The organism is Streptomyces sp. NPDC059008, assembly GCF_042749045.1.
Classification (GTDB): Bacteria; Actinomycetota; Actinomycetes; order Streptomycetales; family Streptomycetaceae; genus Streptomyces.
Genome location: NZ_JBHYJC010000030.1, coordinates 1 through 26751, shown reverse-complemented (window position 1 = coordinate 26751; position 26751 = coordinate 1). Strand labels below are relative to the sequence as shown.

Annotated in this window: 18 protein-coding genes; 10 read left to right on the top strand and 8 right to left on the bottom strand. The window is 71.8% G+C overall.

Going from position 1 to position 26751, the window contains the following annotated elements; translation table 11 throughout:
* Window positions 1-253: 253 nt before the first annotated feature.
* Both ACFWZH_RS28035 and ACFWZH_RS28030 read left to right on the top strand, forming a co-directional pair.
* The gene (locus ACFWZH_RS28035; RefSeq protein WP_384437001.1) at window positions 254-3124 is read left to right on the top strand and encodes a SpoIIE family protein phosphatase; all 2871 of its coding nucleotides are present in this window, start codon (window positions 254-256) and stop codon (window positions 3122-3124) included.
* 110 nt (window positions 3125-3234) lie between these two features.
* Window positions 3235-3729: a hypothetical protein gene (locus ACFWZH_RS28030; protein ID WP_384436998.1), complete on the top strand. Its 495-nt coding sequence runs from the start codon at window positions 3235-3237 to the stop codon at window positions 3727-3729.
* A gap of 79 nt (window positions 3730-3808) precedes the next feature.
* On the opposite strand, the gene ACFWZH_RS28025 is transcribed toward ACFWZH_RS28030, so the two are convergent.
* Window positions 3809-4288, bottom strand: coding sequence for a DUF4118 domain-containing protein (locus ACFWZH_RS28025; RefSeq protein ID WP_384436995.1), 480 nt, complete (start codon window positions 4286-4288; stop codon window positions 3809-3811).
* A gap of 264 nt (window positions 4289-4552) precedes the next feature.
* On the opposite strand from ACFWZH_RS28025, the gene ACFWZH_RS28020 reads away from it, so the two are divergent.
* Window positions 4553-6523 carry an amino acid transporter gene (locus ACFWZH_RS28020; RefSeq protein WP_384436992.1) on the top strand — a complete coding sequence of 657 codons (1971 nt, stop codon included), beginning with the start codon at window positions 4553-4555 and terminating at the stop codon, window positions 6521-6523.
* Between the two features lie 47 nt (window positions 6524-6570).
* Here the strand turns inward: ACFWZH_RS28020 and ACFWZH_RS28015 are convergent, their stop codons facing one another.
* Window positions 6571-6792 carry a hypothetical protein gene (locus tag ACFWZH_RS28015; protein ID WP_384436989.1) on the bottom strand — a complete coding sequence of 74 codons (222 nt, stop codon included), beginning with the start codon at window positions 6790-6792 and terminating at the stop codon, window positions 6571-6573.
* 187 nt (window positions 6793-6979) lie between these two features.
* Here ACFWZH_RS28015 and ACFWZH_RS28010 point away from each other — a divergent pair, with 187 nt between their 5' ends.
* Window positions 6980-7816: a TetR/AcrR family transcriptional regulator gene (locus tag ACFWZH_RS28010; protein WP_384436987.1), complete on the top strand. Its 837-nt coding sequence runs from the start codon at window positions 6980-6982 to the stop codon at window positions 7814-7816.
* Here ACFWZH_RS28010 and ACFWZH_RS28005 read toward each other — a convergent pair.
* Together ACFWZH_RS28005 and ACFWZH_RS28000 are read right to left on the bottom strand one after the other, a co-directional pair.
* A complete protein-coding gene (locus ACFWZH_RS28005) occupies window positions 7792-8979 on the bottom strand; it encodes an acyltransferase family protein (RefSeq protein WP_384436984.1) in 1188 nt (395 codons plus the stop codon). The genes ACFWZH_RS28010 and ACFWZH_RS28005 overlap by 25 nt on opposite strands.
* Entirely contained in the window at window positions 8976-11351 is a 2376-nt protein-coding gene (locus ACFWZH_RS28000; protein ID WP_384436981.1) for a glycosyltransferase, read from the bottom strand. Before ACFWZH_RS28000 ends, ACFWZH_RS28005 begins: the two co-directional genes overlap by 4 nt.
* A 667-nt stretch (window positions 11352-12018) precedes the next feature.
* Between ACFWZH_RS28000 and ACFWZH_RS27995 the strand changes: the two genes are divergently transcribed.
* Window positions 12019-12744: a transcriptional regulator gene (locus ACFWZH_RS27995; RefSeq protein WP_384436978.1), complete on the top strand. Its 726-nt coding sequence runs from the start codon at window positions 12019-12021 to the stop codon at window positions 12742-12744.
* A gap of 88 nt (window positions 12745-12832) precedes the next feature.
* Here the strand turns inward: ACFWZH_RS27995 and ACFWZH_RS27990 are convergent, their stop codons facing one another.
* The gene (locus ACFWZH_RS27990) at window positions 12833-14410 is read right to left on the bottom strand and encodes a solute carrier family 23 protein (protein WP_384436975.1); all 1578 of its coding nucleotides are present in this window, start codon (window positions 14408-14410) and stop codon (window positions 12833-12835) included.
* A gap of 388 nt (window positions 14411-14798) precedes the next feature.
* Here ACFWZH_RS27990 and ACFWZH_RS27985 point away from each other — a divergent pair, with 388 nt between their 5' ends.
* From ACFWZH_RS27985 to ACFWZH_RS27975, 3 genes are read left to right on the top strand one after another with little or no spacing between them, the layout of a single operon-like run.
* Window positions 14799-17138, top strand: coding sequence for an FHA domain-containing protein (locus tag ACFWZH_RS27985; protein WP_384436972.1), 2340 nt, complete (start codon window positions 14799-14801; stop codon window positions 17136-17138).
* Window positions 17139-17154: 16 nt separating this feature from the next.
* Window positions 17155-17703, top strand: a complete 549-nt coding sequence (locus ACFWZH_RS27980) for a hypothetical protein (RefSeq protein ID WP_384436969.1) — start codon at window positions 17155-17157, stop codon at window positions 17701-17703.
* Window positions 17700-18653, top strand: a complete 954-nt coding sequence (locus ACFWZH_RS27975; RefSeq protein WP_384436966.1) for a serine/threonine-protein kinase — start codon at window positions 17700-17702, stop codon at window positions 18651-18653. The genes ACFWZH_RS27980 and ACFWZH_RS27975 overlap by 4 nt, the downstream gene beginning before the upstream one ends.
* A gap of 240 nt (window positions 18654-18893) precedes the next feature.
* Here ACFWZH_RS27975 and ACFWZH_RS27970 read toward each other — a convergent pair whose 3' ends face one another.
* The gene (locus ACFWZH_RS27970) at window positions 18894-20198 is read right to left on the bottom strand and encodes a streptophobe family protein (RefSeq protein ID WP_384436963.1); all 1305 of its coding nucleotides are present in this window, start codon (window positions 20196-20198) and stop codon (window positions 18894-18896) included.
* Between the two features lie 189 nt (window positions 20199-20387).
* Between ACFWZH_RS27970 and ACFWZH_RS27965 the strand changes: the two genes are divergently transcribed.
* Together ACFWZH_RS27965 and ACFWZH_RS27960 are read left to right on the top strand one after the other, a co-directional pair.
* Window positions 20388-21665 carry a DUF6777 domain-containing protein gene (locus tag ACFWZH_RS27965; RefSeq protein ID WP_384436960.1) on the top strand — a complete coding sequence of 426 codons (1278 nt, stop codon included), beginning with the start codon at window positions 20388-20390 and terminating at the stop codon, window positions 21663-21665.
* Between the two features lie 232 nt (window positions 21666-21897).
* Complete coding sequence (locus tag ACFWZH_RS27960) at window positions 21898-23076, top strand: Ig-like domain-containing protein (protein ID WP_384436958.1); 1179 nt, start codon at window positions 21898-21900, stop codon at window positions 23074-23076.
* An 85-nt stretch (window positions 23077-23161) separates the two neighbouring features.
* Here ACFWZH_RS27960 and ACFWZH_RS27955 read toward each other — a convergent pair whose 3' ends face one another.
* Window positions 23162-24217, bottom strand: coding sequence for an aldo/keto reductase (locus ACFWZH_RS27955; RefSeq protein ID WP_384436955.1), 1056 nt, complete (start codon window positions 24215-24217; stop codon window positions 23162-23164).
* Window positions 24218-24426: 209 nt separating this feature from the next.
* On the bottom strand, window positions 24427-26484 hold the full coding sequence (locus tag ACFWZH_RS27950) for a phosphocholine-specific phospholipase C (RefSeq protein WP_384436952.1): 2058 nt from the start codon (window positions 26482-26484) through the stop codon (window positions 24427-24429).
* Between the last annotated feature and the right edge of the window lie 267 nt (window positions 26485-26751).

Genomic DNA, 26751 nt, shown 5'->3' with positions numbered 1-26751 from the left:
CGGGCTGCGGCTCGTATCACGCGGTGCATCGAGGGGCGGTGCATCGAGGGACGGTGCAACGATGGCTGCCGAGCATAGGGAGCCGCTAAGCATCGCTCAATAGGGCCTGGGGCGCCCAGGACGCCGGACGTCGGACGAGGGGTGGAATCCGGCCGGAGCCATGGGGAATCGACCGGCGGCCGCCCCTGAAGCGGCGGCACAACGCCGCCGCAGCTGATCACCCCACAGTGCATCAGAATGCTAAATATGGGGCATGACGGAAAAATTCCGGCGAGAGGGTGACGCCCCACGGCGGTCGTCGCCCTCCCCCCGGCAACCCCTCCGCTCGCTGCTGGAGGCGCACAGCGTCGCCGGCCAGGTGTTCGTGTTGCAGCTCGCCCTTGTGGTGCTGCTGGTCGTCGCGGCCGTGCTGGCCCTGGTCTTCCAGGCACAGGGCGCGCTCACACAGGAGGCCCGTCAGCGCTCGGTCGTCGGGGCCGAGATCTTCGCGCACGCGCCGGGCACCCTCGCCGCCATGAAGTCCGCCGACCCCAGCGCGGTGTTGCAGCCCCAGGCGGAGGCCGCGCGGAAGGGCTCCGGCGTCGACTACATCGTCGCGTTCCGTCCCGACGGCATCCGCTGGACCCACCCGGACCCGCGCCTGATCGGCAAGCATGTCGTCGGCGGCTCCTTCCAGCCGGCCCTGCACGGCAAGGCGTTCACCTCCACCGTCCCCTCGGCCCTCGGCCCCGCGGTGAACACCGTGGTGCCGGTCGTCGATCGGGACCACGCGGTCGCCGGGCTGGTGTCCGTCGGCATCCGCATCCAGCGGACCGACGAGCGGGTGGTCGACCAGCTGCCGCTGCTGCTCGGCTTCGCGGCCGCGGCGCTGCTGCTGGTCACCGGCGGGGCGGTGCTGATCAACCGCCGGCTGCGGCGGCAGACCCACGGGCTGTACCCGGCCGAGATGCGGCGGATGTACGACCACCACGACGCGGTGCTGCACGCGGTACGGGAGGGCGTGCTGATCATCAGCAGCGAGGGGCGGCTGCTGCTGGCCAACGACGAGGCACGGCGGCTGCTCGGTCTGCCCGAGAGCGCGGTGGCCGACCGGCTCCCGGTCGCCGGCCTGGGCCTGGAGCCCCGGCTGAGCGCGCTGCTGACCTCCGGCCGGGAGGTGACCGACGAGGTGCATCTGGCGGGCGACCGGCTGCTCGCCGTCAACGTCCGGCCGACCGCCCCCTACGGCGGCCCGGCCGGGTGCGCGGTGACGCTGCGGGACACCACCGAACTGCGGGCGGTCTCCGGCGCGGCGGCGGTGGCCCAGGAGCGGCTGAAACTGATCTACGACGCGGGGCTGGGCATCGGCACCACGCTGGATGTGTCGCAGACCTCCCAGGAGCTGGCCGATGTCGCGGTCCCCCGGTTCGCCGACGTCGTCACCGTCGAGCTGCTGGAGCCGGTGCTGCGCGGGGACGAGCCGGAGAGCGGATCGGCTACCGATCTGCGGCGGATGGCGGTCCGGGGCGTCACCGAGGACTCGCCCGTCTACCAGGTCGGCGAGGTCATCAGATTCCCGCCCGGCACGCCGATGGCGTCGAGTCTGGACAGCGGCCACCCGGTCCTCGTCGACGACATGGGCGGCTCCGACGAGTGGCGGGGGCAGGATCCGACGGCCACCCAGCGGATCCTGGACATCGGCATCCGCTCGGTGATCGCCGTCCCGTTGCAGGCGCGCGGGGTGGTGCTGGGACTGGCCAACTTCTGGCGGTCCGCGGCCTCCGGCGACTTCACGGAGGAGGATCTGTCCTTCGCCGAGGAGCTGGCCGCGCGGGCCGCGGTCTCGATCGACAACGCCCGCCGCTACACCCGCGAGCACACCCTCGCCGTCACCCTGCAGCGCAGCCTGCTGCCGCAGGCCCTGCCCGCGCAGACCGCCCTGGAGGTGGCGCACCGCTATCTGCCCGCACAGGCCGGCGTCGGCGGCGACTGGTTCGACGTCATCCCGCTGCCCGGCGCCCGGGTCGCACTGGTCGTCGGCGACGTCGTCGGACACGGTCTGCACGCCGCCGCCACCATGGGCCGGCTGCGTACCGCGGTGCACAACTTCTCCGCGCTCGACCTGCCGCCCGACGAGCTGGTCAACCACCTGGACGAACTGGTCAGCCATATCGACACCGACGAGGCGCGGGCGGCCGGCGGGGCCGCGGGCGAGGGGAACCCGGCGGACGACGAGGCCTTCTGGCCGGGCGTCAGCAGCCAGGGCGAGGGCGTCCGCCCGGAGGGCAGCCGTACCGGGATCACCGGCGCGACCTGCCTGTACGCCATCTACGACCCGGTCGGTGGCCGGGTCACCGTGGCCAGGGCGGGCCATCCGGGGCCGGCCCTGATCCGCCCCGACGGCACCGTCACCTTCCCCGAGGTGCCGGTCTCGCCGCCCCTGGGCCTGGGCGGCAGCGTGCCGGTGGAGACCGCGGAGCTCACCCTGGCCGAGGGCTCCCGGCTGGTGCTGTACACGGACGGGCTGGTCGAGGACCGCGACCGCGATATCGACACCGGCCTGGAGCTGCTGCGCACCGCTCTGGCCTCCGGGGCGGACCGCACCCCGGAGCAGACCTGTACGGCGGTCCTGGAGGCCGTGCTGCCCGAGCACCCCAGCGACGACATCGCCCTGCTGGTGGCCCGCACCCGGCTGCTGGACCCCGCGCGGGTCGCGGAATGGGAGGTGCCCTCGGACCCGGCGGCCGTCGCCCCCATCCGGTCCGCCTGCCTGCGCAGGCTGGAGTCCTGGGGGCTGGAGGCGATCGCGTTCACCACCGAGCTGATCCTCAGCGAGCTGATCACCAACGCCATCCGCTACGGCGCCCAGCCCATCCGGGTCCGGCTGCTGCACGACCGCGCCCTGATCTGCGAGGTCTCCGACGGCACCAGCGCCTCGCCGCATCTGCGCCGGGCCGCGACCACCGACGAGGGCGGCCGCGGCCTGTTCCTCGTCGCCCAGTTCGCCGAGCGCTGGGGCACCCGCTACGCCCCGGGCGGCAAGGTCATCTGGACCGAGCAGACCCTGGACGGCGGTGGACCGGAAGCCGGCCCGGAGTCGGTGGACGACATCCTCGACCAGTGGGACGACGTGCCCACGAGGTGAGGCGGGCCCGGCGCCGGTGGCCGGGCCGCTTCCGGTGGAACAGCCCGAGCGGATCCACCCCGGTGGTCCTAGGGTCGGTGAAGGGGCCGACGACCCGATCTGGAGGCTCGATGGTGCCGCTGCCCCAAGCCCGTGATGTGGCCCCGCGACTGGCCACCGGCGCGTTCATCCTGAACACCGGGCTGACGAAGCTGCGGGCGGACCGGGCGACCGCCGAGGGCGTGCACGCGATGGCCCGTACGGCGTATCCGTTCCTGGAGAGGATTCCGGCCGAGCGGTTCACCCGGCTGCTGGCCTGCACGGAGGTCGCGGTGGGCAGCGCGCTGCTCGTGCCGTTCGTGCCGACCCGGCTGGCCGGGCTGGCGCTGACCGGGTTCGCCGGCGGGCTGGTCGGCCTGTATCTGCGGGTCCCCGGGATGCGGGAGCCGGGCAGTCTGCGACCGACCCCGGACGGGGTGCCGATGGCCAAGGACACCTGGATGCTGGGGATCGGCCTGGGGCTCATGAGCGCGTCGGGCAGAGCGCGTCGGGCGGCCCGCCGCGGGCGGTGCGCCGCCCGGCGCCGGCACCACCACCGGTGCCGCTGCCAATGCCACTGCCACTGACCTCCCTGCCTCCGGCCTCCCCTGCCGCCTGCCTGGCTTCACCTCCTTGGCCACCGAGCCGCGTGTGCGGCGGCTCCACTCAGCGGCCGGGGTCGGGGCCGGTGCCGGCCGCCGCCTGCCGGCGGACCGCGCGTACGGCGGCCGCGCAGCCCGCGCCCGCGAGGCCGGCGAGCAGCAGCACCAGCAGGCCCGTCCGGTCGGGCTGTTGGAAGGCCAGGTCCGCGCTCCGGTTGAGCACGAAGCCGTCGTAGAACAGCCAGCACACCAGGGCGACGGCGGGCACCAGCAGCGGTCTGGCCAGCGCGGAGACGGCCACGGTCAGCACGGTGAAGACGGCGAGCGCCACGGCGGTGTGCGGCGTCTGGCCGGTCAGCAGCAGGGCGGCCGCCAGCAGCGCCGCGCCGACGGCGCCGAGCGGCACGGCGAGGTCGCCGGCGAGGGTGCGGGTGGGCGGCGCCCGGTGGGCGACGCGCGGAGGGCGCAGCGCGGCGCGCGGAAAACCGGCGATGTGCACGATGCGCGGGCGCCGGAGCGGCGTCGGGGGGTGAAGCGCAGCCATGGGAAGCACCTCCTGCCGTAGGGCCTGGGCCCTGCCGTCAGTCTGCGCGCCCCGGCGGTGTCCGAGCGCCGCGGTGGCGTCTGTTGACGCGGTACGTACGCACTACGGCCGGATTCTGACACGGCCTTGACGCCCGGGGCCGGCGGCGCCGATGTCGCCGGGCGCGGGGCGGGCCGGATCGCCGGGCGCACGGTGTTGCATACTCGCTGCTCGTTGCCGAAGGCAGCCCGAACCCGCGATCGACGAACGGCAGGACGCATCCGCATGACCACCCCCACACAGGCGGACCCCGCGCCTGCCGTCCCCGCCGCCCAGCGGTGGCGCGGCTGGCTGCTGGACGGACTGAGCAGTCGCACCGCCCGTCACTCCGGGCCGCACGGCACCCCGCCGGCCGAGCACAAGGGGCACTCCTGGTGGCGCGTCATGTGCCTCACGGGCGTCGACTACTTCTCGACCCTGGGCTACCAGCCGGGCATCGCGGCGCTGGCGGCCGGAGTGCTCTCGCCGTTCGCCACCCTCGTGCTGATCGCGCTGACCCTGCTCGGCGCCCTGCCCGTCTACCGCCGGGTCGCCAAGGAGAGCCCCAACGGTGAGGGCTCGATCGCCATGCTGGAGCGGCTGCTGCCCTGGTGGGCGGGGAAGCTGCTGGTCCTGGTGCTGCTCGGGTTCGCCGCCACGGACTTCGTGATCACCATGACGCTGTCGGCCGCGGACGCCTCGGCGCACGTGGTGGAGAACCCGTTCGCTCCGCAAGCGCTGCACGGCGCCAACCTGTGGATCACGCTGGTGCTGCTGGCGGCCCTGGGCGCGGTCTTCCTCAAGGGCTTCCGGGAGGCGATCGGCATCGCCGTCGGACTCGTCGGGACCTACCTGGTGCTCAACGTCGTCGTGCTGGCCACCTCGGCCTGGCAGGTGCTCTCGCACCCCGTCGTGGTCGGCGACTGGTGGAGCGCGATGAGCGCCCAGCACTCCTCACCGCTGGCGATCGCGGGGGTGGCGCTGCTGGTCTTCCCCAAGCTGGCGCTGGGCATGTCCGGCTTCGAGACCGGTGTCGCCGTCATGCCGCAGGTCCGGGGCGAGGCCACCGACACCGACGCGCGGCCGGCGGGCCGGATCCGCGGCACCCGCAGGCTGCTGACCACCGCGGCCCTGATCATGAGCTGCTTCCTGCTGCTGTCGAGCCTGGCCACCACCCTGCTGATACCGCAGAAGGAGTTCGAGACGGGCGGCTCGGCCAACGGCCGTGCCCTGGCCTATCTGGCGCACGAGCACCTGGGCGAGGCGTTCGGCACCGTCTACGACATCTCCACCATCGCCATCCTCTGGTTCGCCGGCGCCTCGGCGATGGCCGGACTGCTGAACCTCGTACCGCGCTATCTGCCGCGCTACGGCATGGCCCCGGAGTGGACCCAGGCGGTACGCCCGCTGGTGCTGATCTTCCTGGCGATCGCCTTCGGCGTCACCGTCGTCTTCGACGCCAGCGTCGACGAGCAGAGCGGGGCGTACGCGACCGGTGTGCTGGTGCTGATGCTGTCGGCGTCCTTCGCCTCCACCGTCGCCGCCCGCCACCGTCGGCTGCGGGCGGCCACCATCGGATTCGGCGCCATCACCGTGGTGTTCGGCTACACCCTGGTCACCAATGTCATCGAGCGGCCCGACGGCCTGAAGATCGCGCTGCTGTTCATTCTCGGCATCCTGCTGACCTCGTTCGCCTCCCGCGTCCACCGCGCCTTCGAACTGCGCGCCACGGAGGTCGACTTCGACGAGACCGCGGTGCGCCTGATCGAGGCCGCGACGGCGGCCGGGCCGCTGCGGGTGATCGCCAACGAGCCCGATGAGCGGGACGCGGCGGAGTACCGGGAGAAGGAGTACAGCCAGCGCGAGGAGACCCATATCCCCGACGGCCGTCCGGTGCTTTTCCTGGAGGTGACCGTCCGGGATTCCTCGGACTTCACCAGCAATCTGCACGTCCAGGGCGAGGAGCGGTACGGGGCGCAGATCCTGCGGGTGGAGGGTGCCGGTGTGGCCAACACCATCGCCGCCGTGCTGATGCAGCTGCGCGAGCACACCGGGCAGGTGCCGCACGCCTACTTCAACTGGACCGAGGGCCACCCGTTCAGCCATCTGCTGCGGTTCCTGGTCTTCGGCGACGGCGAGGTCGCCCCGGTCACCCGCGAGGTCCTGCGCCGCGCCGAGCCCGATCTCGCCCGGCGCCCGCGCATCCACGTCGGCTGACGGCCACCCGCACCACTGAACCCGCCCGGCCGGCCCGCCGGGCGGGTTCAGCCGCGTCGGCCCAGCGCCTTGGCCTTGGAGTGCGACCAGCCGGTCAGCAGCACGCCCACGGCGACCAGCGCCAGATGGGCGGTGAGCGCGCCGCCGAAGCCGCCGCCGAGCCCGCCCAGGAGGCCGGTGTCGTCGTGGTCGACGAGCAGCCGGATGGCGCCCTGTGCGAAGAGCACCATCACCACGGCGCCGATGCCCTGCAAGATGTCGTACTTCATCTGTGTCCCCGAAGTCCCCTCGTAGAGTTCCGCGCCGCATTGCGCGTCGGATTTCCTGTCGCCTTGCGCATCGGTAATTGCGCGCCCTCAGGACGTTACGAACGTATCATCGAGAAAGTGACGACTGACGGGTTATTCACTGGTGAATTCGCTTTTCGTCACACAATTTCAGGTGCGGGAAAGGGGAATGATGCGTGACGAAAAGAAGCCGGCGGCCGGGCCGGTGTGCCGGATGTGCCGTGCGGCGCTGCCCCCTCCCCGGCGCGGCCGGCCGGCGCTGTACTGCTCGCGCGGCTGCCAGGCGAAGGCCTACCGGCGGCGCAAGCAGACGCCGGCTCCGGCAGCCGAGCGACCGGCGGTGACCGGCGCCCGGGCCCGCCGGCGCCGGCAGGTGGCCGAGGCGCTGTGGCGGATCGCCGCCGAGCGGGGACTGCACGCCGCGAGCCTGCGGGAGGTGGCGGCCGAGGCCGGTGTGTCGCTGCGCGCGGTGCAGTACCACTTCGAGAGCAAGCACCATCTCCTGGTCACCGCACTGCACATGCTCCATGAGGAGAACGCGCGGATCGCCCGCTCCCGGGTCCCCCACGACCCCGCCGACCCGCGCGCCCTGCTGCGCGCGGTGCTGGAGGAGTTCCTTCCGGTGGATGCCCAACGTGCCACCGCGCTACGGGTGTTCGCCGCCTACTACGCCCGGAGCCTGACCGATCCCGCGCTGGCCGAGGTGTTCCTCACCGCCGAACAGCCCCTGGAACGGCTGGTGGCCGACCTCATCGGGGCGGCACAGGACGCCGGGCGGACCGCGCCCGGCCTCGACGCCTGGCGCGAGGCCGATCTGCTGGTCTCCGGGGCGATCGGGCTCGGCGGCGACGTGCTGCACCGCCGCCGCACGCTGGACGACGTACGCCGCACCCTCGACTACCACCTCGACAAGATCTTCGCCGGGGACCCGGCGCGCACGGTGCGGGTCCCCGGCGAAGGGTCGGACGGACTCCAGGACGGTCAGCGGGCGGCGGGCTCCGGGTAGAACTCGCGCGGCCGCCCGCGGTGGTCCTTGAGGCGGCCGAGCAGGCTCGCCGGGTATTCGACGAGCCAGTAGCTCGCCGCCGCCGCGGGCAGCGCCACCGCGAAGACGATCAGCACGGCCGACGGGAAGCCGGCCTGGCCGACGGGCAGCAGCCCGGCCTTGTGGAGCTGGAGCATCACCGGCTCGTGCCAGATGAAGAGCGAGTAGCTGACCAGCCCGACGGCGGTGATCCAACGGGCCGTCAGCATCCGGTGCCAGCGGGTCTGCTGCCGTACGTGGACGGTGCCGAAGACCAGCCCGGCCCACAGCAGCGAGGCGAGCGGGTGGTAGAAGGTGAAGGTGAAGTTCTCCGGTCCGGAGTCCAGGGAGAGGGCGAACAGCCCGGCCAGCCCCAGCCCGGCCAGCGGCAGCGCGGTACGCGGACCGAGCCGGCCCCGGTCGCCGAGCGCGACCACCGCCACGGCCAGTCCCATCCCGGCCGCGAAGCCGCCGAACCGGGCCTGCGGGCCGAAGTACACCACCCAGTCCGTGTGCGGCACGCCGAACACGTAGTGGGCGACGGCGATCCAGGCGAGCGGCGCGGCGAACAGCACCCCGCACCCCGCCGCGCACACCGCCACCCGGCTGCCGCGCCGCCGCAGCGGCCGGCAGGCGCGCACGGCCAGCGGCCCGAGCGCCACCAGCAGGAGGTAGAACAGCACCTCCAGCGAGAGCGACCAGGTGGGGCCCAGAGTGTAGAAGATCCGCTGCTGGTCGAAGACATGGGTGAAGGTGAGGTGCTCGACCAGGTCCCGCCAGTCGCCGGGCAGGGTCGGGTTGCGCATCGCCCAGACGACCAGGACCGCCAGGACGTACAGCGGCAGGATCCGGATCGTCCGCCGGAAGAGGAACAGCCGCGCGGGCTTCGTCGAGCGCCCGTCGATCGCGGCCCGCGCGTACGACAGCGTCAGCAGATACGCGGACAGCACGAAGAACAGGTCGATCACTTCGAGGGACAGCACCGCGCCGAGCGCCGGGTCGTCGACCGGCGGGTGGGCGCCCTCGGAGTCGTAGCGGAAGTACTGCTGCCAGACGTGGAAGACGACGGTGCTCAGCGCGGCGAGCCCGCGGAAGCCGTCGATGGCGCTCGCGCGGGCGCGGGCGGGGGCGGCTTCGGCGCTCATCGGCGGGCCACCGCCTTGGCGGCGGCCCGCGGCGTGACCCGCCACTGCCGGTCGCCCAACGCCTCCTTCAGATGGGCCTGGCGGGCCACCATGTTCTTGAAGTGGCTGTAGAAGAAGGTCGAGACGAGGAGGTACGACCAGAACCACCGGCGGCGGGCGCGCAGTTCGGGGACCGCGAGCCGCCAGGCGAAGAGCGCCTGCACGGGACCGGCCGCCATGGTGAACAGCACGGCCAGTACGCACACCGGCACGGCCCAGTCCAGCTTGTGCAGACCGCCGGCCCGCCAGGCCGAGTACAGCAGGATCGGCAGGATCTGCAGCGTCAGCCAGGGCTGCACCTCGCGCCAGCCCAGCAGGACGAACAGGCCGAGCTTCTGACGTGCCGTGAACACCGGTGAACGCAGCCCGCGCCACAGGTGCTTGAGCGAGACCTGCAGCCACCCCTGTGCCCAGCGGGAGCGCTGGTTCCACAGCGCCTTCAGGGTGGTGGGCGCGAGTTCCCGGGAGATCAGGGTGCGGTCGACGGCGAACCGGGCGCCCTCGCCCAGTGCGCGCAGCGTGGAGTCGATGTCCTCGGTCAGCATCGAGCCGTGCATCCGGGTGCGGGCGAGCAGGTCGGTGCGCCAGAAGCCGTTCGAGCCGCCGAAGACACCGAATCCGTAGAGCCGGGTGCGGCCCGGGTGGCTGACCGCGTAGATCGCCTCGAACTCCACCGCGACCAGTTCGGCGACCCGGGAGCTCTCGCCGTTGCGTATCACGCAGTGGCCCTGGACGACGTCGTAGCCGTTGGACAGCCAGTGCCAGGCGTCCTTGAAGGCGGTCGGGGCGGGGTGGTGGTCGGCGTCGAAGATGCCGACGAACTCGCCGCGGACGCGGGTGACCGCGGCGTTGATGTTCTGCGCCTTGGAGGTGGAGCCGGCGACCGGCAGCAGCACCAGCCGCGGGTCGCGGGCGGCGATCTCGCGCAGGGTGTCCTCGACGGGCAGCGGGTGCGGCGTGTTGTACGCCAGCACGATCTCCAACTCGTCGGGGTAGTCCAGCCGCAGGAACGACTCGACCGTGTCGACGATGGTCGCGGCCTCATTGGGCAGATAGGCGGCGATGACGGCGCTGGCCGGCGGGTACGGCGCCCCGGGGCGCTCGGGGCGGCCCCCGGCGTCGAGCGAGAAGAGGCACTCCAGCACGATCAGCAGCGCGGACAGCACCAGTCCGGCCACCACCACCCAGTACATGGCCGAGCCCAGGTCCCAGCCCAGCGCGTACGTCTGCTGGTAGAGCAGGAACGGCACGGCCACCCCGATCAGCAGCGCCAGGACCGGGGAGAGCGCCGACAGGGCGGGACGCAGCAGCGCGCTCAGCGGCCGGCGCCGGTGGCGGTGCGGTGCGCCGCGCATCCAGGGCGCGTACCGCACCGGCCGCAGATCCCGGTGGCGCAGCGCCTCCTGTACGGCGTCCCGGGCCTGCTCGACGGCCTCGGTGCCGTCGGCGCATCCGGTCAGCGGCAGCCAGCCGATGGCCGGGGTGAGGCGGACGTTCTCGTCGGCGACGATGAAGCGGGTGCCGGCCACGGTGGCGGCGAACCGCTCCAGGCCCCGGCGGGCGGTCTCCTCGTCGACGCCGGGCAGCAGCATCAGCAGATGGCCGTCGTCGTCCCAGCCGAGCCGGTCGCAGAAGCTGCCGAGCCGCTCGGCCAGACCCGCCAGCCGCTCGGCGACCTCCCGGCGTACCCGCTGCCCCAGCCGGGCTTCCAGGGCGGCCATCTCGGCCACCGAGACCACGGCGAGCACGCCGCCGTGCCGAGCGGCTTCGGGGCGCTGCAGCTCGCGGTCGAGTTCGTCCAGGAAGTGCGGATGGGAGTAGAGCCCGGTGCGCGGATCGCGCGGCAGGCTCTCGACCGGTACGGGCACCCGGCGGAGTTTGGCCTCGATACGGGCGGACAGCTCCCCCGGATCGAAGGCCTCGGGTATGCAGTCGTCGGCGCCGTGGCGCAGCATGTCCACCACGCCGGACGGCTCCGGAGTGTCGGTGACCATGAGCAGCGGCAGCGCCCGCCCCGCGGAGGCGGTTCGGACCTCGCGGATCACCGCGAGGCCGCTCTCGTGGGGTGCGCCGTGGTCGTCGAGGGCGACGACGGCGTCCGGGTGCGCCTGCCCCATGCGCCGGTCGACCTCGCCGGGCGGGGCGTGGCTGACCTCGTGGCCGGTGGCGCGCAGGGTCCGGGTGAGCCGCTCCAGGCGCGGTCCCGGAGCGCCGACGACCAGTACGTGCCCGCCGTCGCGGTTGTGGTCGGCGCAGTCGTGCGGGGCGCGGTCCCCGTCGTCGAGCAGGGCCAGGGGTGAGCCCTGGGTGTTGCCGTGGTGCGAAGTGAGCACCTGGGAATGTCCTTTCGTGCAAGGAGACATGCGAAAGCGGATCCGGTCGCCGGGTAAGCGGCGTTTTCCGGACCTTCGGCCGTCAGCCGGCCGCCGGCCGCGTGGCCGTCAGCTGCATCGCGGGCGCGACGCCTCGGTCGCTCTCGGCGTCCGTCTCTCCGCGGGACGGACGGGGGAGCGGCGGCGGGCCGCTAAGGCAGGCTCCAAGCTGGGGAACGCACAGACGCGTTCGAGCACTGATCGCATATGAGGGGGTCCCATCCTGATCGGATTGTGGGGGGAGGACCGGATGTCGGTGTGCCGCCGGCCGGCTCCGCGGGACGGGGTCGGTCGGCAACGCCAGCCTCGGGGATCACTGTGACACCACCCCCTCATCCACGTAACGCTCTCATTACAGAGCGCCGTCCGGGCGATCTCGTGACGCGCTACCGCCCGGTAAGCACCGAGGCATCGGCTATACCCAGTAAGTGAGTTGATGAGCGAAATAGGACAGATAGTGCACATCTCTCGCGCCCGCCCGTCCGTCGGACCCGGAACCTTGGACTCCAAGGGAACTGGAGCTTCGTACGTATGGACCATCTGTTAATCTGCCCGCCCCTGGAGGTTCCTCCAGCCCCCCGCCCCCCAAGCACCCCTCGAACGAAGGGTGCAGCGAGGTGTCCCGTACGTGTACAGCACTCCCTTCTCTCCCGCCGAGGCCAGATCCGCGCGGGCCCGGGTGGGCCTGAGTACGGCTCAGGTCGCCCAGGCCATGACGGCGTGCGGCGCGCCGGTCCGTCCCGAGCTGATCGAGGCCTGGGAGTACGGCTCCCAGGCACCGACCGAGCCGCAGCTGTTCGTCCTCGCCGACGTCCTGTGGTGCCCGCCGACCGTGCTGATGGGCATCGAGCCGCGGACGCTCGCCGAACACCGGATGGCCCGCCAGTTGAGCGTGGAACGGCTGGCGCAGCTGATCGGCATGGACCCGGCCCGGTACTGGGCGGCCGAGTCGGCACAGCAGTGGAGCGGCGACTACCGGCAGACCAAGGCGCTGGTGGAGGCGCTGGGGCTGTCACTGCGCAAGCTGATCGGGGTGATGGGCCGGGACGACGAACTGGCCGGACACATCCGGGCGGCCATCGACGGGCGCTGGAAGGCGCATGTCGGAGCGGTCACCGAGATCACCACGCTGAACAAGACCCGGGTGAGCGACGCGCTGCGCACGATGCACGCGGAGTTCGCGGAGTTCTCCGAGCGCTACATGGGGCATGTGGTGGCGCGGAACGACGACTCCCGGCTCAAGGAGGTCGCGGCCGAGCGCTCGGCGTATCTGCGCAGGCTCGCCGACCACTTCTGGGAGCTGATCGGCGAGGCGGGCGAGGCACCGCCCTTCAACACCGTGACCACGCACTGACGGCACCGGCGGGGACGGCGGCGGCAGGCGAGCGGGCGGGGAGGGACCGGATTTCCGGTTCCCTCCCCGCCCGCGGCCGTCGGCGGACTCAGCGGGCGGGGGTCCCCCAGGGCGGGCCCTGCGGGTCGTGCGGGGCCTGCGCCTGGTAACCGCCGCCCTGGGGGTGCTGCGGCGCCGGCGGGCCGTAGGCACCCTGCGGCTGGTGCGGACCCGGCCGGCCGTACGGCTCCGCCGGCTCGTGCGCACCGGTCGGCTGGTGCGCCTCCACCGGCTCGTCGTCCTCGATCTCGTCCCAGTCGATCTCCATCGACTTGCGGCCGGTGAAGACGTTGAAGAAGAGGTTCAGCAGGACGGCGGTCAGGCTGCCCAGCGTGATCCCGCTGTTGAGGACCGCACGGACGTCCTCCGGCATCCGCTCGAAGAACGGCGTGACCACGCCCGGCAGCAGCGCGGCGGCGAGGCTGACCGCCAGGATCAGGGCGTTGCGCTCCTCGCGCAGATCGACCTTGCCCAGGATCTGGATGCCGACCGCGGCGACCATGCCGAACATCGCGATCGCGGCACCACCGAGCACCGGGTGCGGGATCGCGGCCACCACGCTGCCCGCCTTGGGTAGCAGCCCCATGAGGATCATGAAGCCGCCGGCCGCGACCACCACGAAGCGGCTCATCACCTTCGACATCCGCACCAGGCCGATGTTCTCGGCGAAGGCCACATAGGGGAAGGAGTTGAAGACGCCGCCGAGGACGGTGGCGACGCCGTCGGCGCGCAGCGCGTTGGCGACGGTGGTGTTGTCGACCTTCTTGCGCGTGATCTCCCCGATGGCGTAGACGTCTCCGGTGGTCTCCACCATCGTGATCAGCATGACGACGACCATGGCGATGATCGGGAACACCTCGAACTTGGGCATTCCGTAATGGAACGGCGTGCTGACGCCGAACCAGTCGGCGCTGCCCACCGCGCTGAAGTCCGCGTCGCCGAGGGCCCAGGCGACCGCGGTGCCGGCGACCAGGCCGAGCAGTACGGCGAGGCTGCTCAGGTACGACTTCCCGAGCCGGACGACGAGCAGGATGAACAGCAGGGTGCCCAGCGCGTACAGCAGGTTCTTGGTGTCGCCGTACTCGGGGTGCCCCTTCAACTGCGCGCCGCCGGCCGCGTCCTGCAGGCCCTGCGGGATGAGGGTGAGGCCGATGACGGTGAGGATCGTGCCGATGACGATCGGCGGGAAGTACTTCACCAGCTTGCTGAAGAAGGGCGCGAACAGGAAGGTCGCTATGCCCGCCGTGATCACCGCGCCGTAGACGACGAGCAGCCCGGCGGTGCCGCCGCCCGCCCCCAGCCCGATGGCGATCATCGGCGAGACCGCGGTGAAGGTCACGCCCTGGACCAGGGGCAGCCTGGCGCCGATCTTCCAGACGCCGAGGGCCTGGATGATCGAGGCGACACCGCAGGTCAGCAGGTCGGCGTTGATCAGGTAGACGAGTTCCTCACGGGACAGGCCCAGGGCGTTCCCGAGGACGATCGGGACGATCACCGCTCCCGCGTAGAAGGCGAGGACGTGCTGAAAGCCGTAGAGGGTGAGTTTGCCGACGGGAAGGACCTCGTCGACGGGGTGCGCCCGCTGGCCGGGGAACTGCGGGGGGTCTTGTCGGGAGACTCGTGCCATCTCTGCCTTGCCTTCTAGAGGTAGGTGAATAAGAAGGGACCGGCGCCGTCGTGTCCGGGACGACGGACGGGCCGGCTGGGTCCTACAAAGCCGACGTTTAGCGGTGTTGCCGACACCACGTAGCCCTGTTCTGCACTTTGCGTCCTGGTTCGACAGGACTTCCTTCGATCAGCGCGGCAAACTCCGGTATTTCCATGGAATTTAACAGGTTCGACTAATCGAATTGCTCACCTTAGTTGACCTGCGCCCTTTCTCGCGAGTAACCGGTCGTATTCGCTCGCATAAGGGGCGGTCATACCCCGAAATGCCGTTTTGGGCAGGGACTTTGTGTGCCGTGCCGCCGGTTCGCGAACAGGCGAGGCGGGCCCGGCCGCCGTAAAATCCTGGTATGGCTGAGCGGCCGGACGCGTCCACCGCGCCTGAACTCGTCGTCGAGTCCGACGGCGGCACCCAGGTGATGAGCCCCGGACGCGTCTACCACGTGGGGCGGGACCCGCAGAGCGAGGTCGTACTGGACGACGCCAGGGTCTCCTGGCACCACGCGGTCCTGCGGGCCGAGGCCGGCCACTGGATGGTGCAGGACGAAGGCAGCACGAACGGCACCTTCGCCGACGGACGCCGCGTACAGGAGTCCGGGGTCGGGCCGGGCAGCGTGATCCGGTTCGGCAACCCCGCCGACGGGCCGTGCGCGGTGCTCTCCGGAGTGCCGCGGCCGAGCCGGGTCGACCGGCCGTCCGCCGTCTCCCACCCCGCCGGCACCCATACCTTCCGCCACCCCACCTCCATCCGCCCGATCCCGGCCGCCCGGACCACCCGGATCGGCCGCTCGCCCGACAACGACCTGGTCATCGACGACCTCTCGGTCTCCCGTCGGCACGCCGAACTGCGGGCGGGCCCCGAAGGCTTCGAGATCGTCGACCTGGGCAGCCACAACGGCACCTACCTCAACGGCCAGCCGGTGCAGCGGGCCCCGATGGCCCCCGGCGACATCGTCGGCGTCGGCCACACCGCGTTCGCCCTCGTCGGCGACGAGCTGCAGGAGTTCACCGACACCGGCGAGGTGTCGCTGGACGTGCAGGACCTGAGCGTCCGGGTGGACAAGGGCAGCAAGACGCTGCTGAACCGGGTGTCCTTCCCGGTGGGTGAGAAGTCGCTGCTCGCCGTGGTCGGGCCCAGCGGCGCGGGCAAGTCGACGCTGCTCAACGCGCTGACCGGACTGCGCCCCGCGGACGAGGGAACGGTGCTCTACGACGGCCGTGACCTCTACCGCGACTACGCCGAGCTGCGCCAGCGCATCGGACTCGTACCGCAGGACGACATCCTGCATCTGCAGCTCACCGTGCGGCGTGCCCTCGGCTACGCCGCGCAACTGCGCTTCCCGGAGGACACCGCGAAGGCCGAGCGGCAGGCGCGGGTCGACGAGGTGATCCACGAACTGGGCCTCGACCAGCGGGTCGACCAGCCCATCCACAGCCTCTCCGGCGGCCAGCGCAAGCGGGTGAGCGTGGCGCTGGAGCTGCTGACCAAGCCCTCGCTGCTCTTCCTCGACGAACCGACCTCCGGCCTCGATCCCGGTATGGACCGCTCGGTGATGCATATGCTGCGCGGCCTGGCGGACGACGGCCGCACCGTCATCGTCGTCACCCACAGCGTGCTGAGCCTGGACGTCTGCGACCGGCTGCTGGTGCTGGCGCCCGGCGGGACGATCGCCTTCTACGGACCCCCCTCGGAGGCGCTGCCCTACTTCGGTTACGCGCAGTGGCCCGAGGCCTTCGAGGCCTTCGAGAACGACCGGGGCCGGGCCTGGGCGGACGAGTACCGTGCCTCGCCGCAGCACCGGCGCTATATCGCCATGGACTCCCACCAGCCCCCGCGCGCCCCGGAGGCGCCGACGGGCCCGGTGGAGGCGCACAAGGCACAGAGCTGGGGCGCGCAGCTGAGCACCCTGGTCCGCAGGTACGCGGCGGCGCTGACCGCCGACCGGACGTTCCTGATCATCATGGTCGCGCTGCCGTTCGTGATGGGCGCGATGGCGCATGCGCTGGCCGGGTCCGCGCTCACCGGCGATTCGGCGATCAACGCCCTGCTGATCCTGTGCGTCGGGGCGGTGCTGACCGGCGCCGCCAACGCGGTCAGGGAGCTGGTCAAGGAGCGGACGATCTATCAGCGGGAGAGAGCCGTCGGCCTGTCCCGCTCGGCGTATCTGATGTCCAAGGTGCTGGTCCTGGGCCTGATCACGGTCGTCCAGGCCGTGGTGCTGACCTTGGTGGCGCTGATTGGGGTCAAGCTGAACGCGCCGGGCGGCAAAGGAGTGTTGCTGCCGCCACTGATCGAAATCACTCTCGCGGTGGCGCTGTTGGCGTTCACCGCCATGATGCTCGGCCTGTTCGTGTCCGCCCTGGTGCGCAAGGAGGAGGTCACCATGCCGCTGCTGGTCCTCCTCGCGATCATTCAGGTCGTGTTCTGCGGTGCGCTGCTGGAGCTGAACGGCGTACCGGTGCTGGAGCAGCTGGCATGGCTGGTGCCGTCCCGATGGGCGCTCGGCGCCATGGCGGGCACCATCGATCTGCGCCATCTGATGCCGCAGGGCGCCTCGGACCCGCTGTTCCGGCACACGCCGGGGGTCTGGCTGCTCAACATGGGCATGATGATCGTCCTCTCGCTGGTCCTCGGCTTCGTGGTGACCAAGCTGCTGCGGCGGCACGAACCCGAGATCATGCGCACCTAGCACCGAGGAGCCGCCTGTGACCGCGCCGGATTTCCTCCCCAGCCATGTCGTTCCGCCGGAGGGCATGGCGACCTGGTCCGCCCCGGACTCGACCCTGCCCAGCTCCCCGCTCGACCCGCTGCTGCCCGTCCAGGTCGTCGACCGGCGCGGCGACTGGGCGCTGGCGCTGTGCTCCAACGGCTGGTCGGCCTGGGTCGACGGCCGGCTGTTGCTGACCGTGCCGCGCGAGCCGCCGGCCGCCGCGCAGCCCGCCGCCCGGACCGCGGACCCCCGGTCGCTGCTGGGCACGGCGGAGGACGAACTGGGCAGGTACCGGCGGCTGGTCGAGGAGCTGGCCGCCGGGCAGCTCGACCGCGAGTCCTTCGCCGAGCGGACCCGCGGCACCCGGCTGGGCGTGGTCGTGGACGGCGAAGCGGTCTGGCTCTACGACGTCCGGCACGAGCGGTGGTGCTACTGCGACGGGGTGTCGATGCAGACGTGCGCGGTGAGTTCGGGACCGACGTCGAGGGACTCCGGGGAGCGGCCGGGGCCCGCGTCCGGTCAGGAGTACCCGGAGTCACGGTGAACGGCGAGCCGGCCGACCGCAACCGGGAGCGCTCCACCGCCCCGGACTCCTCCGGGCTGCGCGGGCACCGGATCGCCGGATACCTGCTCCAGGACGAGATCGGCCGGGGCGGGATGGGAGTGGTCTACCGGGCGCAGGACGTGCGTCTCGGGCGCATCGTCGCGATCAAGCTGCTGGCGCCGGAGCGGGCCCGGGACGACACCTTCCGTAAGCGCTTCGAGCGCGAGTCGCAGGTCGCCGCCCGGCTGGAGCACCCGCACATCGTGCCGGTCTTCGACGCCGGGGAGGCCGAGGGGCTGCTCTACATCGCGATGCGGTACGTCGAGGGGCTGGATCTGGCGGCGCTGCTCGATCGCGACGGCTCGCTCTCCGTGGAGACCTCGTGCCGGATCGGCCTCCAGGTGGCCTCGGCGCTGGACGCCGCCCATGCCCACGGCCTGGTGCACCGGGACGTCAAGCCGGGCAACATCCTGATCGCCCAGGGCACCGACTACGACAGTCCCGAGCACGCCTATCTGACCGACTTCGGGCTGACGAAGCGGGCGATGTCGCTGTCCGGGGTCACCACCATCGGGCAGGTCGTCGGCACGCCGGAGTACGTGGCGCCCGAGCAGGTCTCGGGCGGCCCGGTGGACGGCCGGTGCGACATCTACAGCCTGGCCTGTGTGCACTTCGAGATGCTGACCGGGTCGCCGCCGTTCAGGTGCGACGACATCCTGGCCCTGCTGTGGGCGCATCAGAACCGCCAGCCGCCGGCCCTGACCGACCGGCGTCCCGATCTGCCGCCGGACGTCGACGCGGTGTTCGCCAAGTCCCTGGCCAAGGCGCCCGAGGACCGCTACGAGACCTGCCGGGGCTTTGTGGCGGCGCTGCGGGAGGCCGCCGTGAGGACCGGACCGCCGCGCCCTCCGGCCTGGGCGGCCCCGGTGTTCCACAGCAGCCGGCGCTAGGGGGTGTCCGATGGGTCAGGGTCGGAAAGGCCGCGGCGTCTGGTGCACTGCGTTCGCTGCGCGAACTCCGTCTCGGCTCCTCATGTGCTCCTTTGGATGCCGAGCTGCATCGCAAGGCGCCGGAGCGTCTCGATAGCGGAGCTCTCGGGACGTTTCGGCAACGCCGCGAGGTGCCGTGCCAGGCACCGCGGACCCGGCCATGACCCATCGGACACGCCCTAGCCGCCGGCCGGCGGTTCCTCAGGGCTCGGGCACCTCGCCCGGGTGCCGTACGCCCCGGGCCAGCAGGCTGCCGAGGAAGCCGGTGACCAGCCCCCAGGCGGCGCCCACCCCCACCAGCCGCCAGAGTTGCGGATACACGGTGACCTCGCCGCCCAGGTTGCCGCCGAGGTCGCCGACCCCGATCAGCGAGAGCCCGTAGTGGGCGTCGATCCGGGTGAGCAGTCCGACGACGAGGAGGGTCAGGGCCAGCGCCACGGCCAGCTCCACGGCGTGCCGCCAGGCCGGCAGCCGGGCCGGGGAGCGGACCGCCGCGGTGAAGGCGGCGGTCAGCAGCACCACGGCCGCCAGCGCCACCAGCAGCCAGGCGCGACCGTCGTGCTGGGCGATCGCGCCGACGTCGAGGGTCCGCTGCCCCCGGGCGCGCAGCACCTGGTCCAGGGCGTGCGGCAGCGGCAGCCCGATGGCCTTGTCGGCATGCCCCACCCAGCCGCCTCCGGCCCCCAGGCCCAGCGCCATCCAGGTCAGGTTCGGCAGCCCGAGGAGGAGCACCGCCAGGGTCTCGGCCGGACGGTCCTTGGTGATCAGCTCGACGATGCCGATGATCAGCCCGATCACCACGTAGATCAGCAGCGTCAGCAGCATCGCGAAGGCCGGCGGCCGTACGGAGTCCTGGAAGTGCAGCAGCCGGGAGGAGAGCGGCGCCCGGCGCGAGACGAGGAAGGTCAGCACGAGCACCGCCAGTACCCACAAGAGCCCGAAGCCGAGCGTCGCCGGCACATTGGCGGCGAAACCGACGGTGGGGGTGCTGCCCAGCTCGGCGCCGATCTGGTCGACGAGGTCGTTGCCCACCGAGATCTGGAAGTCGTGCCGGGCCGCGAGCGTGAGGAGCAGCAGGAGCACCAGCCAGCACACCACCGTACGGGCGATCCGGCCGAGCAGCTCCCGGGTGCCGGCGACCGCTCGGTGGCGCAGCGGCAGCAGGAAGACGGCCCCGGTCACCAGCGCACCGGCCAGGGTGACCGACAGCGGTACGACGTCGAGGGTGGCCTGCGCCTCGCCGATGATCCCGGCATCGCCGGCCAGGGTGACCGAGCCGCCGGCGGCGCTCAGGACCGTGGCCGCGACCACCGACGGGAACGCCCCGCCGGGCAGGTCCGCCGCGCCGGCCGCCCACAGGCCGAGCGCGGCGACCACGAGCATGGCGGCGATGCCCGCCACGGCCGCGCCCAGCGCCTCGGCCCAGGCGCGTACGGCCGGCGGTACGCCAGGGGTGTGCACCGGGCCGGGGGGAACGGTGGACGCGGGGCCTCGCGACTGGCTCACGCTCTCTCCTGACCTTTCGCTGCGGATGCCGCGGCCACGGCATGTGGCGCAGGCACCCACCACCGTAAGCACGCCGCGTACCGCCCCGCTTGCGGAGAGTGCCGGGCCGGAGCACACAATGGTGTGGACATCGACAAACTAGGGCAATTCGCTTGGCCGGATGGCCCGCACGCGCCGGAAGAGGGACCCGTGACATCGCCACCGTCGCCCGACAGTCGCCCGACCGGGCCGCCGGCTGGCCCGCTCACCCCGTCCGACACCCCGTCCGACACCCCGCACGAGCCGACACGGGTGGACACGCCGCAGCCCCGGACCGAGGCCGGGGGCCCGCCTCCCCCGCCCCGCGGTCCCGGCAAGGGCGGTGGCGGTGGCGGCGGTGGTGGCGGCGAGCCCGGGGGCGGCGGCCCCTGGTGGCGGTCCGCGCCCCGGGTCGCGATCATCGCGGCCGCCGTGGTCGCGGCGGTCATCCTGACCCTCGTCCTCACCCGCCCGGACGGCGCCGGCACGGCCGAGATCTTCGCCGAACCGGCCGGCTCGACCGGCCGGGACCCCGTCACGGCGTCGACGGCGACCGAGTCCGGCCCCACCCCGTCCGAGACCCCCAGAAAGCCGGTCAAGGGCACCAACAGCAATATCTCGGGTGCGATGCCCGGCCTCTACGGCGGCACCCAGAACAGCGCGAGCTGCGACATCGAGAAGCAGATCAGGTACCTGGGCAGCGTCCCCGCGAAGAACCGGGCGTTCGCCGCCGTCGTGGGCCAGGCCCCGGAGAACATCCCGGCCTATCTGCGGTCGCTGACGCCGGTACAGCTGCGCTACGACACCCGGGTCACCAACCACGGCTACAAGGACGACAAGGCCTACCCCTTCCAGTCGGTGCTGCAGGCCGGCACCGCGGTCCTGGTCGACTCGTACGGAGTGCCGCGGGTGCGCTGCAAGTGCGGGAACCCGCTGACGAAGCCGAAGGCCCTCACGGGGGCGAGGACGGTCGGTCAGAAGTGGGCCGGCTACCAGCCCTCCAACGCGGTCGTCGTGAAGCCCTCGAAGAGGACGGTCCGCTCCTTCACCCTGTGCGACCCGAAGACGGGCAAGTGGTTCAAGCGCCCCAAGGGCGCCGAGGGCCCCACCGGGGACCGTCCGACCGCCCCGCCCTCCGAGACCCCCAGCGGCCCCACCGCCGAGTCCCCGTCGACCGAGTCCTCCCCGCCGACCGAGAGCACCACCGGGGAGACCGGCACCGCGACATCGGAACCCGGTACGCCGGACACCGGCCCCGGGACGGAGACCACCGGCGGGACCGGCACCAACGGAGGGACCGGCACCACCGGCGGGACGACCGAGCCGCCCCCCGGCGGCACCACCGGGGACACCTCGCCCCACGTCGAGCAACCGGGCGAGGGGACCCCCGGCAGCAACGGGTCCCCCGGCGGTGAGCCCCACTCCGAAGGGACCGCGCCGGCGACCTGACGCACCCCCGGCGCCCCGCGTCGCACACCTTCGACACCGGATCGCGCAGCTTCGATACCGGACCGGACATCTTCGATACCGAAACGTGTCCTGAATATTCGGTGCACCGGACAACCACCACAGCGGACAGCCCCTCTGCATATGCGGCGGGTGCATTGGCAGCCTTTGACGGTTAGGCCCTCACAGGGCCGGGCCCCGCCAACGCCAGTCGTTCTGCTTTGGAGGGTCCCCAGTGCATGCCGCGCTCCGTCGCCACCCCGCCCGGTTGATACCCGCCCTGATAGCGGCGGCCGGCCTGCTGACCGCGTGCGGGGGCGGTGCCGAATCGTCGAAGGCGGACGAGCCGGCGGCCAAGGTGACCGTCACCCCGGCCGCGGGCACCAAGTCGGCCAAGCTCGGCTCGCCGATATCCGTCCGGGCGGACCGCGGAAAGCTCTCCTCGGTCGAGGTCAAGGACGACAAGGGCGGCGAGGTCACCGGACGGCTGGCCGGTGACGGCAGGTCATGGACGTCGGACGGCAAGGTCAGGCCGCAGACCACCTACACCGTCAAGACCAAGGCGAAGTCGGAGGCGGGCAAGGAGTCCGCCGCCACCGCGGTCTTCACCACCGAGCAGGCCGACAAGGTCAACAAGCTCACCAACACCCCGGGCGGCGGGCAGACCGTCGGCACCGGAATGCCGATATCGATCCTCTTCGACCACCCGGTGGCCGAGAGCAAGCGCGCCGAGATCGAGAAGGCGCTGAAGGTCACCACCCAGCCGAAGGTCGAGGGCTCCTGGGGCTGGGTCAAGGACTGGAGCGGCAAGAACCGGATCGACTGGCGCCCCAAGGACTACTGGCCGGCCGGCACCAAGGTCTCCGTCAAGGGCGCCCTGGGCGGTATCGATTCCGGCGCCGACGGCGGCTGGTTCGCCCGGGACTACAACTTCGGATTCAAGATCGGCGCCGACCACAAGGCCGTCATCGACGTTCCCTCGCACACCCTGACGATGTACGAGAACGGCAAGAACGTCGGCACCATCTCCGGCTCCGCGGGCTCCCCGCAGGACCCGACGCGCGGCGGGGTGCACACCGTACGCAGCAAGAACGCGGCCGAGACGATGGACTCCTCCACCATCGGCCACGGCGACGAGTGGATGCTGGACTCGAAGTGGGTCACCCACCTCACCGCCTCCGGGACCTTCCTGCACTCCGCCCCGTGGAACAAGCAGATCGGTGTGGTCAACAACAGCCACGGCTGCTTCGGCATGACCACCGCGGACGCCAAGAAGGTCTACGACTTCCTGACGATCGGCTCCACGGTCGAGGTGAAGGGCACCAGCAACCCCAACAAGACCGACGTCGGCAACGGCCTGGAGGTCTGGCAGGAGACCTGGCAGCAGTGGCAGCAGCGCAGCGCGCTGAAGTAGGCCCCACGGCTCTCCCCCGCACACGCCGCCGCCCGGTCGTCCGGGCGGCGGCGTGTGTCGTGTCCGCCCCGGCACACGGCACCGGTCAGCGGACCTCGATCGTCGTCCGGCGGTACGTGGAGCGCCGGTCGTCGACGTCGGCCCAGCGGTCGCCGTAGACGTTCTCGATGATGCCCGGTTCCCGCAGGAAGTCGTGCGGGAAGCCCAGCGGCACCGCGCTCACCGCGTCGAGCCGCGCCAGCGCGTCGGCGTCCAGCTCGACGTCGACACTCGCGAGGTTGTCGGCGAGCTGGCTCTCCTTGGTGGCGCCGATGATGGGGATGACGTTGCCGGGCCGGCTGCGCAGCCACGCCAGTGCCACCTGCGCCGGGCTCCAGCCGCCCTGCTCGGCGATCTCCAGCACCGCGGTGACGGTCTCCTCCGGGTTGTGGTCCTGCGCGACGCTCCCGGCGGTGTCCAGCCGGCCCGTCTGGCCACGGCGGTACTTGCCGGTGAGCCGGCCGGCCGCGAGCGGCGCCCAGGCCAGCACGGCCAGGTCGAAGGCGCGGGCCTGCGGCAGCAGTTCCCGCTCCGGCGTGCGCTCCAGCAGGTTGTAGCGCAGCTGCGAGCCCGCGAACGCGGTCCAGCCGCGCAGTTCGGCGAGGGTGTTGGCCTGCGCGATCTCCCAGGCCGGCCAGTCGGAGACGCCGACGTAGCTCACCTTGCCGGAGCGCACCAGGTCGTCCAGTGCCCGCATGACCTCCTCGACCGGGGTGAAGTTGTCCCGTGCGTGCACCCACAGCACGTCGAGGTGGTCGGTGCGCAGCCGCGCAAGGCTCTCCTCCACCGAACGGACCAGGTTCTTGCGGTGGTTGCCCGCCGCGTTGACCTCGCCCTTGCGGGTCGCGCAGGTGTACTTGGACGCCAGCACGAAGCTGTCCCGGCGGCCTTCGAGCAGCTCCCCCAGAATCCGCTCCGCCGTGCCGTCGGTGTAGTTGTTGGCCGTGTCGACGAAGTTGCCGCCGGCGTCCGCGTAGGCGTCCAGGATGCGGCGGCTGGTGTCCTTGGCGGCACCCCACCCCCACTCCTCGCCGAAGGTCATGGTCCCCAGGCTCAGCTCGCTCACCCGCAGACCGGTCCTGCCGAACAGTGTGTAGCGCACGGTCTTCCCTTCGTCTCCTTGCTCGACGTGTGGCTTCACGCTAGGAGCTGGAGCGCGCTTCAACGCAAGTCGCGCGCGGCCGTGGGTGCCCGTTCACAAGGGCGGCCGAGTCGGCACAGCGCGCGGGCCCCGGCCCCGCGCCCCGGGGAGACGCCGTCGACCGGCGTCTTCTGTCGGGGAGCGGGGCCGGGGCCCGGGGCGGCCGGTGGTCAGCCGGTGATGATCGCCGGGTCGCTCACGCCGACCGCGCCGGTCTCCACGTGCCCCGCAAGGCGCCGCAGGAACGTGCGGTCGGTGTCGGACACCACGGTCAGGTCGTACCAGCGCTTGCTCGCCCGCAGGTCCACGGTGTGCTCGACGGTGGCGCCGGCGCGCACCTTGAACGTCTCCTTGGCACCGCCGTAGGCATGGGTGACGGTGAGGTTGCAGTCGGCGCCGCCGGCGTTCTTCAGGGTCAGCCTGAGGTTGCCGCTCGCCTTGTCGTGGCGCGCCGTCACCTCGGGGCCGGCGGTCTTGCCGGGGCCCTGGAAGGTCCGCAGGAAGCCGTTCGGGCCGAACACCGACAGGTCGTAGGCGCCCTTGGAGTACTGGGTGTTCCAGGTGTCGGAGATCTTCTTGCCCTTCTCCGTGGTGTACGTCCAGGGCCCGTCGGTGCGGTTGCCCGACCGGACGTGGAAGCACGCGCCGGCCGCGTCACCCGCGCTGAAGGTGAGGGTGAACTTCCCGGCCGCCGGGTCCGCGGAGCCGTCGACCAGCGGGGCGTACGGCAGCGGCCGCGCGGGGCGCGAGCCGGCCTCCTGCTTGGGCAGGGCGGGGTCGGCGGGCGGCTTGGGGAGGTAGTCGGGGTGCCGCTCGTGGTCCGGCGGCTGGTAGCCGTCGGTGTCCGGGAGCCGGGCGGGGTCGGTGTCCTTGCCGCTGAAGTCGAAGGCGGAGGTGAGGTCGCCGCAGATCGCGCGCCGCCACGGCGAGATGTTCGGCTCCTGCACGCCGAACCGCCGCTCCATGAACCGGATGATCGACGTGTGGTCGAAGACCTCGGAGTTCACGAAGCCGCCGGTGCTCCACGGCGAGACGACGATCATCGGCACGCGCTGGCCCAGGCCGTAGTGCCCGGCGGAGTACGAGGCGTTGCCCGGGAAGTAGTCCAGGGCGGTGTCCACGGTGGACAGGCCCTGCGCCGCCGAGGACGGCACGTACGGCGGGACGATGTGGTCGAAGTAGCCGTCGTTCTCGTCGTAGGTGATGAACAGGGCGGTCCGGCTCCACACCTCGGGGTTGGACGTCAGCGCGTCCAGGACCTGCGAGATGTACCAGGCGCCGTAGTTCACCGGCCAGTTGGGGTGCTCCGAGAAGGCCTCGGGGGCGGCTATGTAGGAGACCTGCGGCAGCTTGCCGGCCTTCACATCGGCCTTGAGGAGGTCGAAGTAGCCGTCGCCGGCCTTGGCGTTGGTGCCGGTGCGCGCCTTGTCGTAGAGCGGCTCGCCGGGCTTGGCGTTGCGGTACTTGTTGAAGAAGAGCAGCGAGTTGTCGCCGTAGTTGCCGCGGTAGGCGTCGTCGATCCAGCCCCACTTGCCGGCCGCGTCCAGGCCGTCACCGATGTCCTGGTAGACCTTCCAGGAGATCCCGGCCGCCTCCAGGCGCTCGGCGTAGGTCGTCCAGTCGTATCCGAGCTCCTGGTTGCCCAGGACCGGACCGCCGCCCTTGCCGTCGTTGCCCACGTGCCCCGACAGCATGTAGTAGCGGTTGGGGTCGGTGGCGCCGATGAACGAGCAGTGGTAGGCGTCGCAGATCGTGAAGGCGTCGGCGAGCGCGTAGTGGAACGGGATGTCCTGCCGCTTGAGGTACGCCATGGTGCGCTCGCTCTTGGCCGGCACCCACTGGTCGTAGGCGCCGTTGTGGAACGCCTTGTGGCCGCCCGCCCAGTCGTGGTCGAGGCCGGCGATGAACTGCATGCCGAGGTCCTCGGCATCCGGGTGGAAGGGCAGCACCTCCTTGCCGCCGTCCGGCTGGTTCCACACCGGCTTGCCGCTGGGCAGCGTCACCGGGCGCGGGTCGCCGAAGCCGCGTACGCCCTTCATCGTGCCGAAGTAGTGGTCGAAGGAACGGTTCTCCTGCATCAGCACCACGACATGCTCGATGTCGTTGATGGAACCGGAGCGGCGCTTGGCGGGGATGGCGGCGGCGCGGGCGATGCTGCTCGACAGTGCGGAGGCACCCGCGGTGGCGCCGGCGATCTGGAGGAAACGCCGCCGATTGAGTTCAGGCATGAGTCTGAGGACCTCTTCGGGTGTGGGGAAGCTCGCGATATTGGGGGACTCTGCTGTGCCGTCTTGTGAGGGGCTGTGGGCGAACCACGGTCAGCAGAGTGTTCCAAGAGGACCGAGTGTCAGGGAAGGGGGGGTGTCTCACATGTGACACATCGCGGTACGCGCGCCGAACTCCCCGCTCGCGAGCGACGCGACGGGCCGATCGGCGGTGGGGGGGGGCGGGGGGGGGGGCGCCCGGGCCCCCCCCCCCCCCCCCCCAACCCCCCC

Bases quoted from the DNA above. Each gene is read 5' to 3' on its own strand.
- ACFWZH_RS28010 (WP_384436987.1), top strand. From the start codon at position 6,980: ATGATGCGTGACGAAAAGAAGCCGGCGGCCGGGCCGGTGTGCCGGATG.
- ACFWZH_RS27990 (WP_384436975.1), bottom strand. From the start codon at position 14,410: ATGGCACGAGTCTCCCGACAAGACCCCCCGCAGTTCCCCGGCCAGCGG.
- ACFWZH_RS28030 (WP_384436998.1), top strand. From the start codon at position 3,235: ATGGTGCCGCTGCCCCAAGCCCGTGATGTGGCCCCGCGACTGGCCACC.
- ACFWZH_RS28025 (WP_384436995.1), bottom strand. From the start codon at position 4,288: ATGGCTGCGCTTCACCCCCCGACGCCGCTCCGGCGCCCGCGCATCGTG.
- ACFWZH_RS27950 (WP_384436952.1), bottom strand. From the start codon at position 26,484: ATGCCTGAACTCAATCGGCGGCGTTTCCTCCAGATCGCCGGCGCCACC.
- ACFWZH_RS27985 (WP_384436972.1), top strand. From the start codon at position 14,799: ATGGCTGAGCGGCCGGACGCGTCCACCGCGCCTGAACTCGTCGTCGAG.
- ACFWZH_RS28015 (WP_384436989.1), bottom strand. From the start codon at position 6,792: ATGAAGTACGACATCTTGCAGGGCATCGGCGCCGTGGTGATGGTGCTC.
- ACFWZH_RS28005 (WP_384436984.1), bottom strand. From the start codon at position 8,979: ATGAGCGCCGAAGCCGCCCCCGCCCGCGCCCGCGCGAGCGCCATCGAC.
- ACFWZH_RS28020 (WP_384436992.1), top strand. From the start codon at position 4,553: ATGACCACCCCCACACAGGCGGACCCCGCGCCTGCCGTCCCCGCCGCC.
- ACFWZH_RS28035 (WP_384437001.1), top strand. From the start codon at position 254: ATGACGGAAAAATTCCGGCGAGAGGGTGACGCCCCACGGCGGTCGTCG.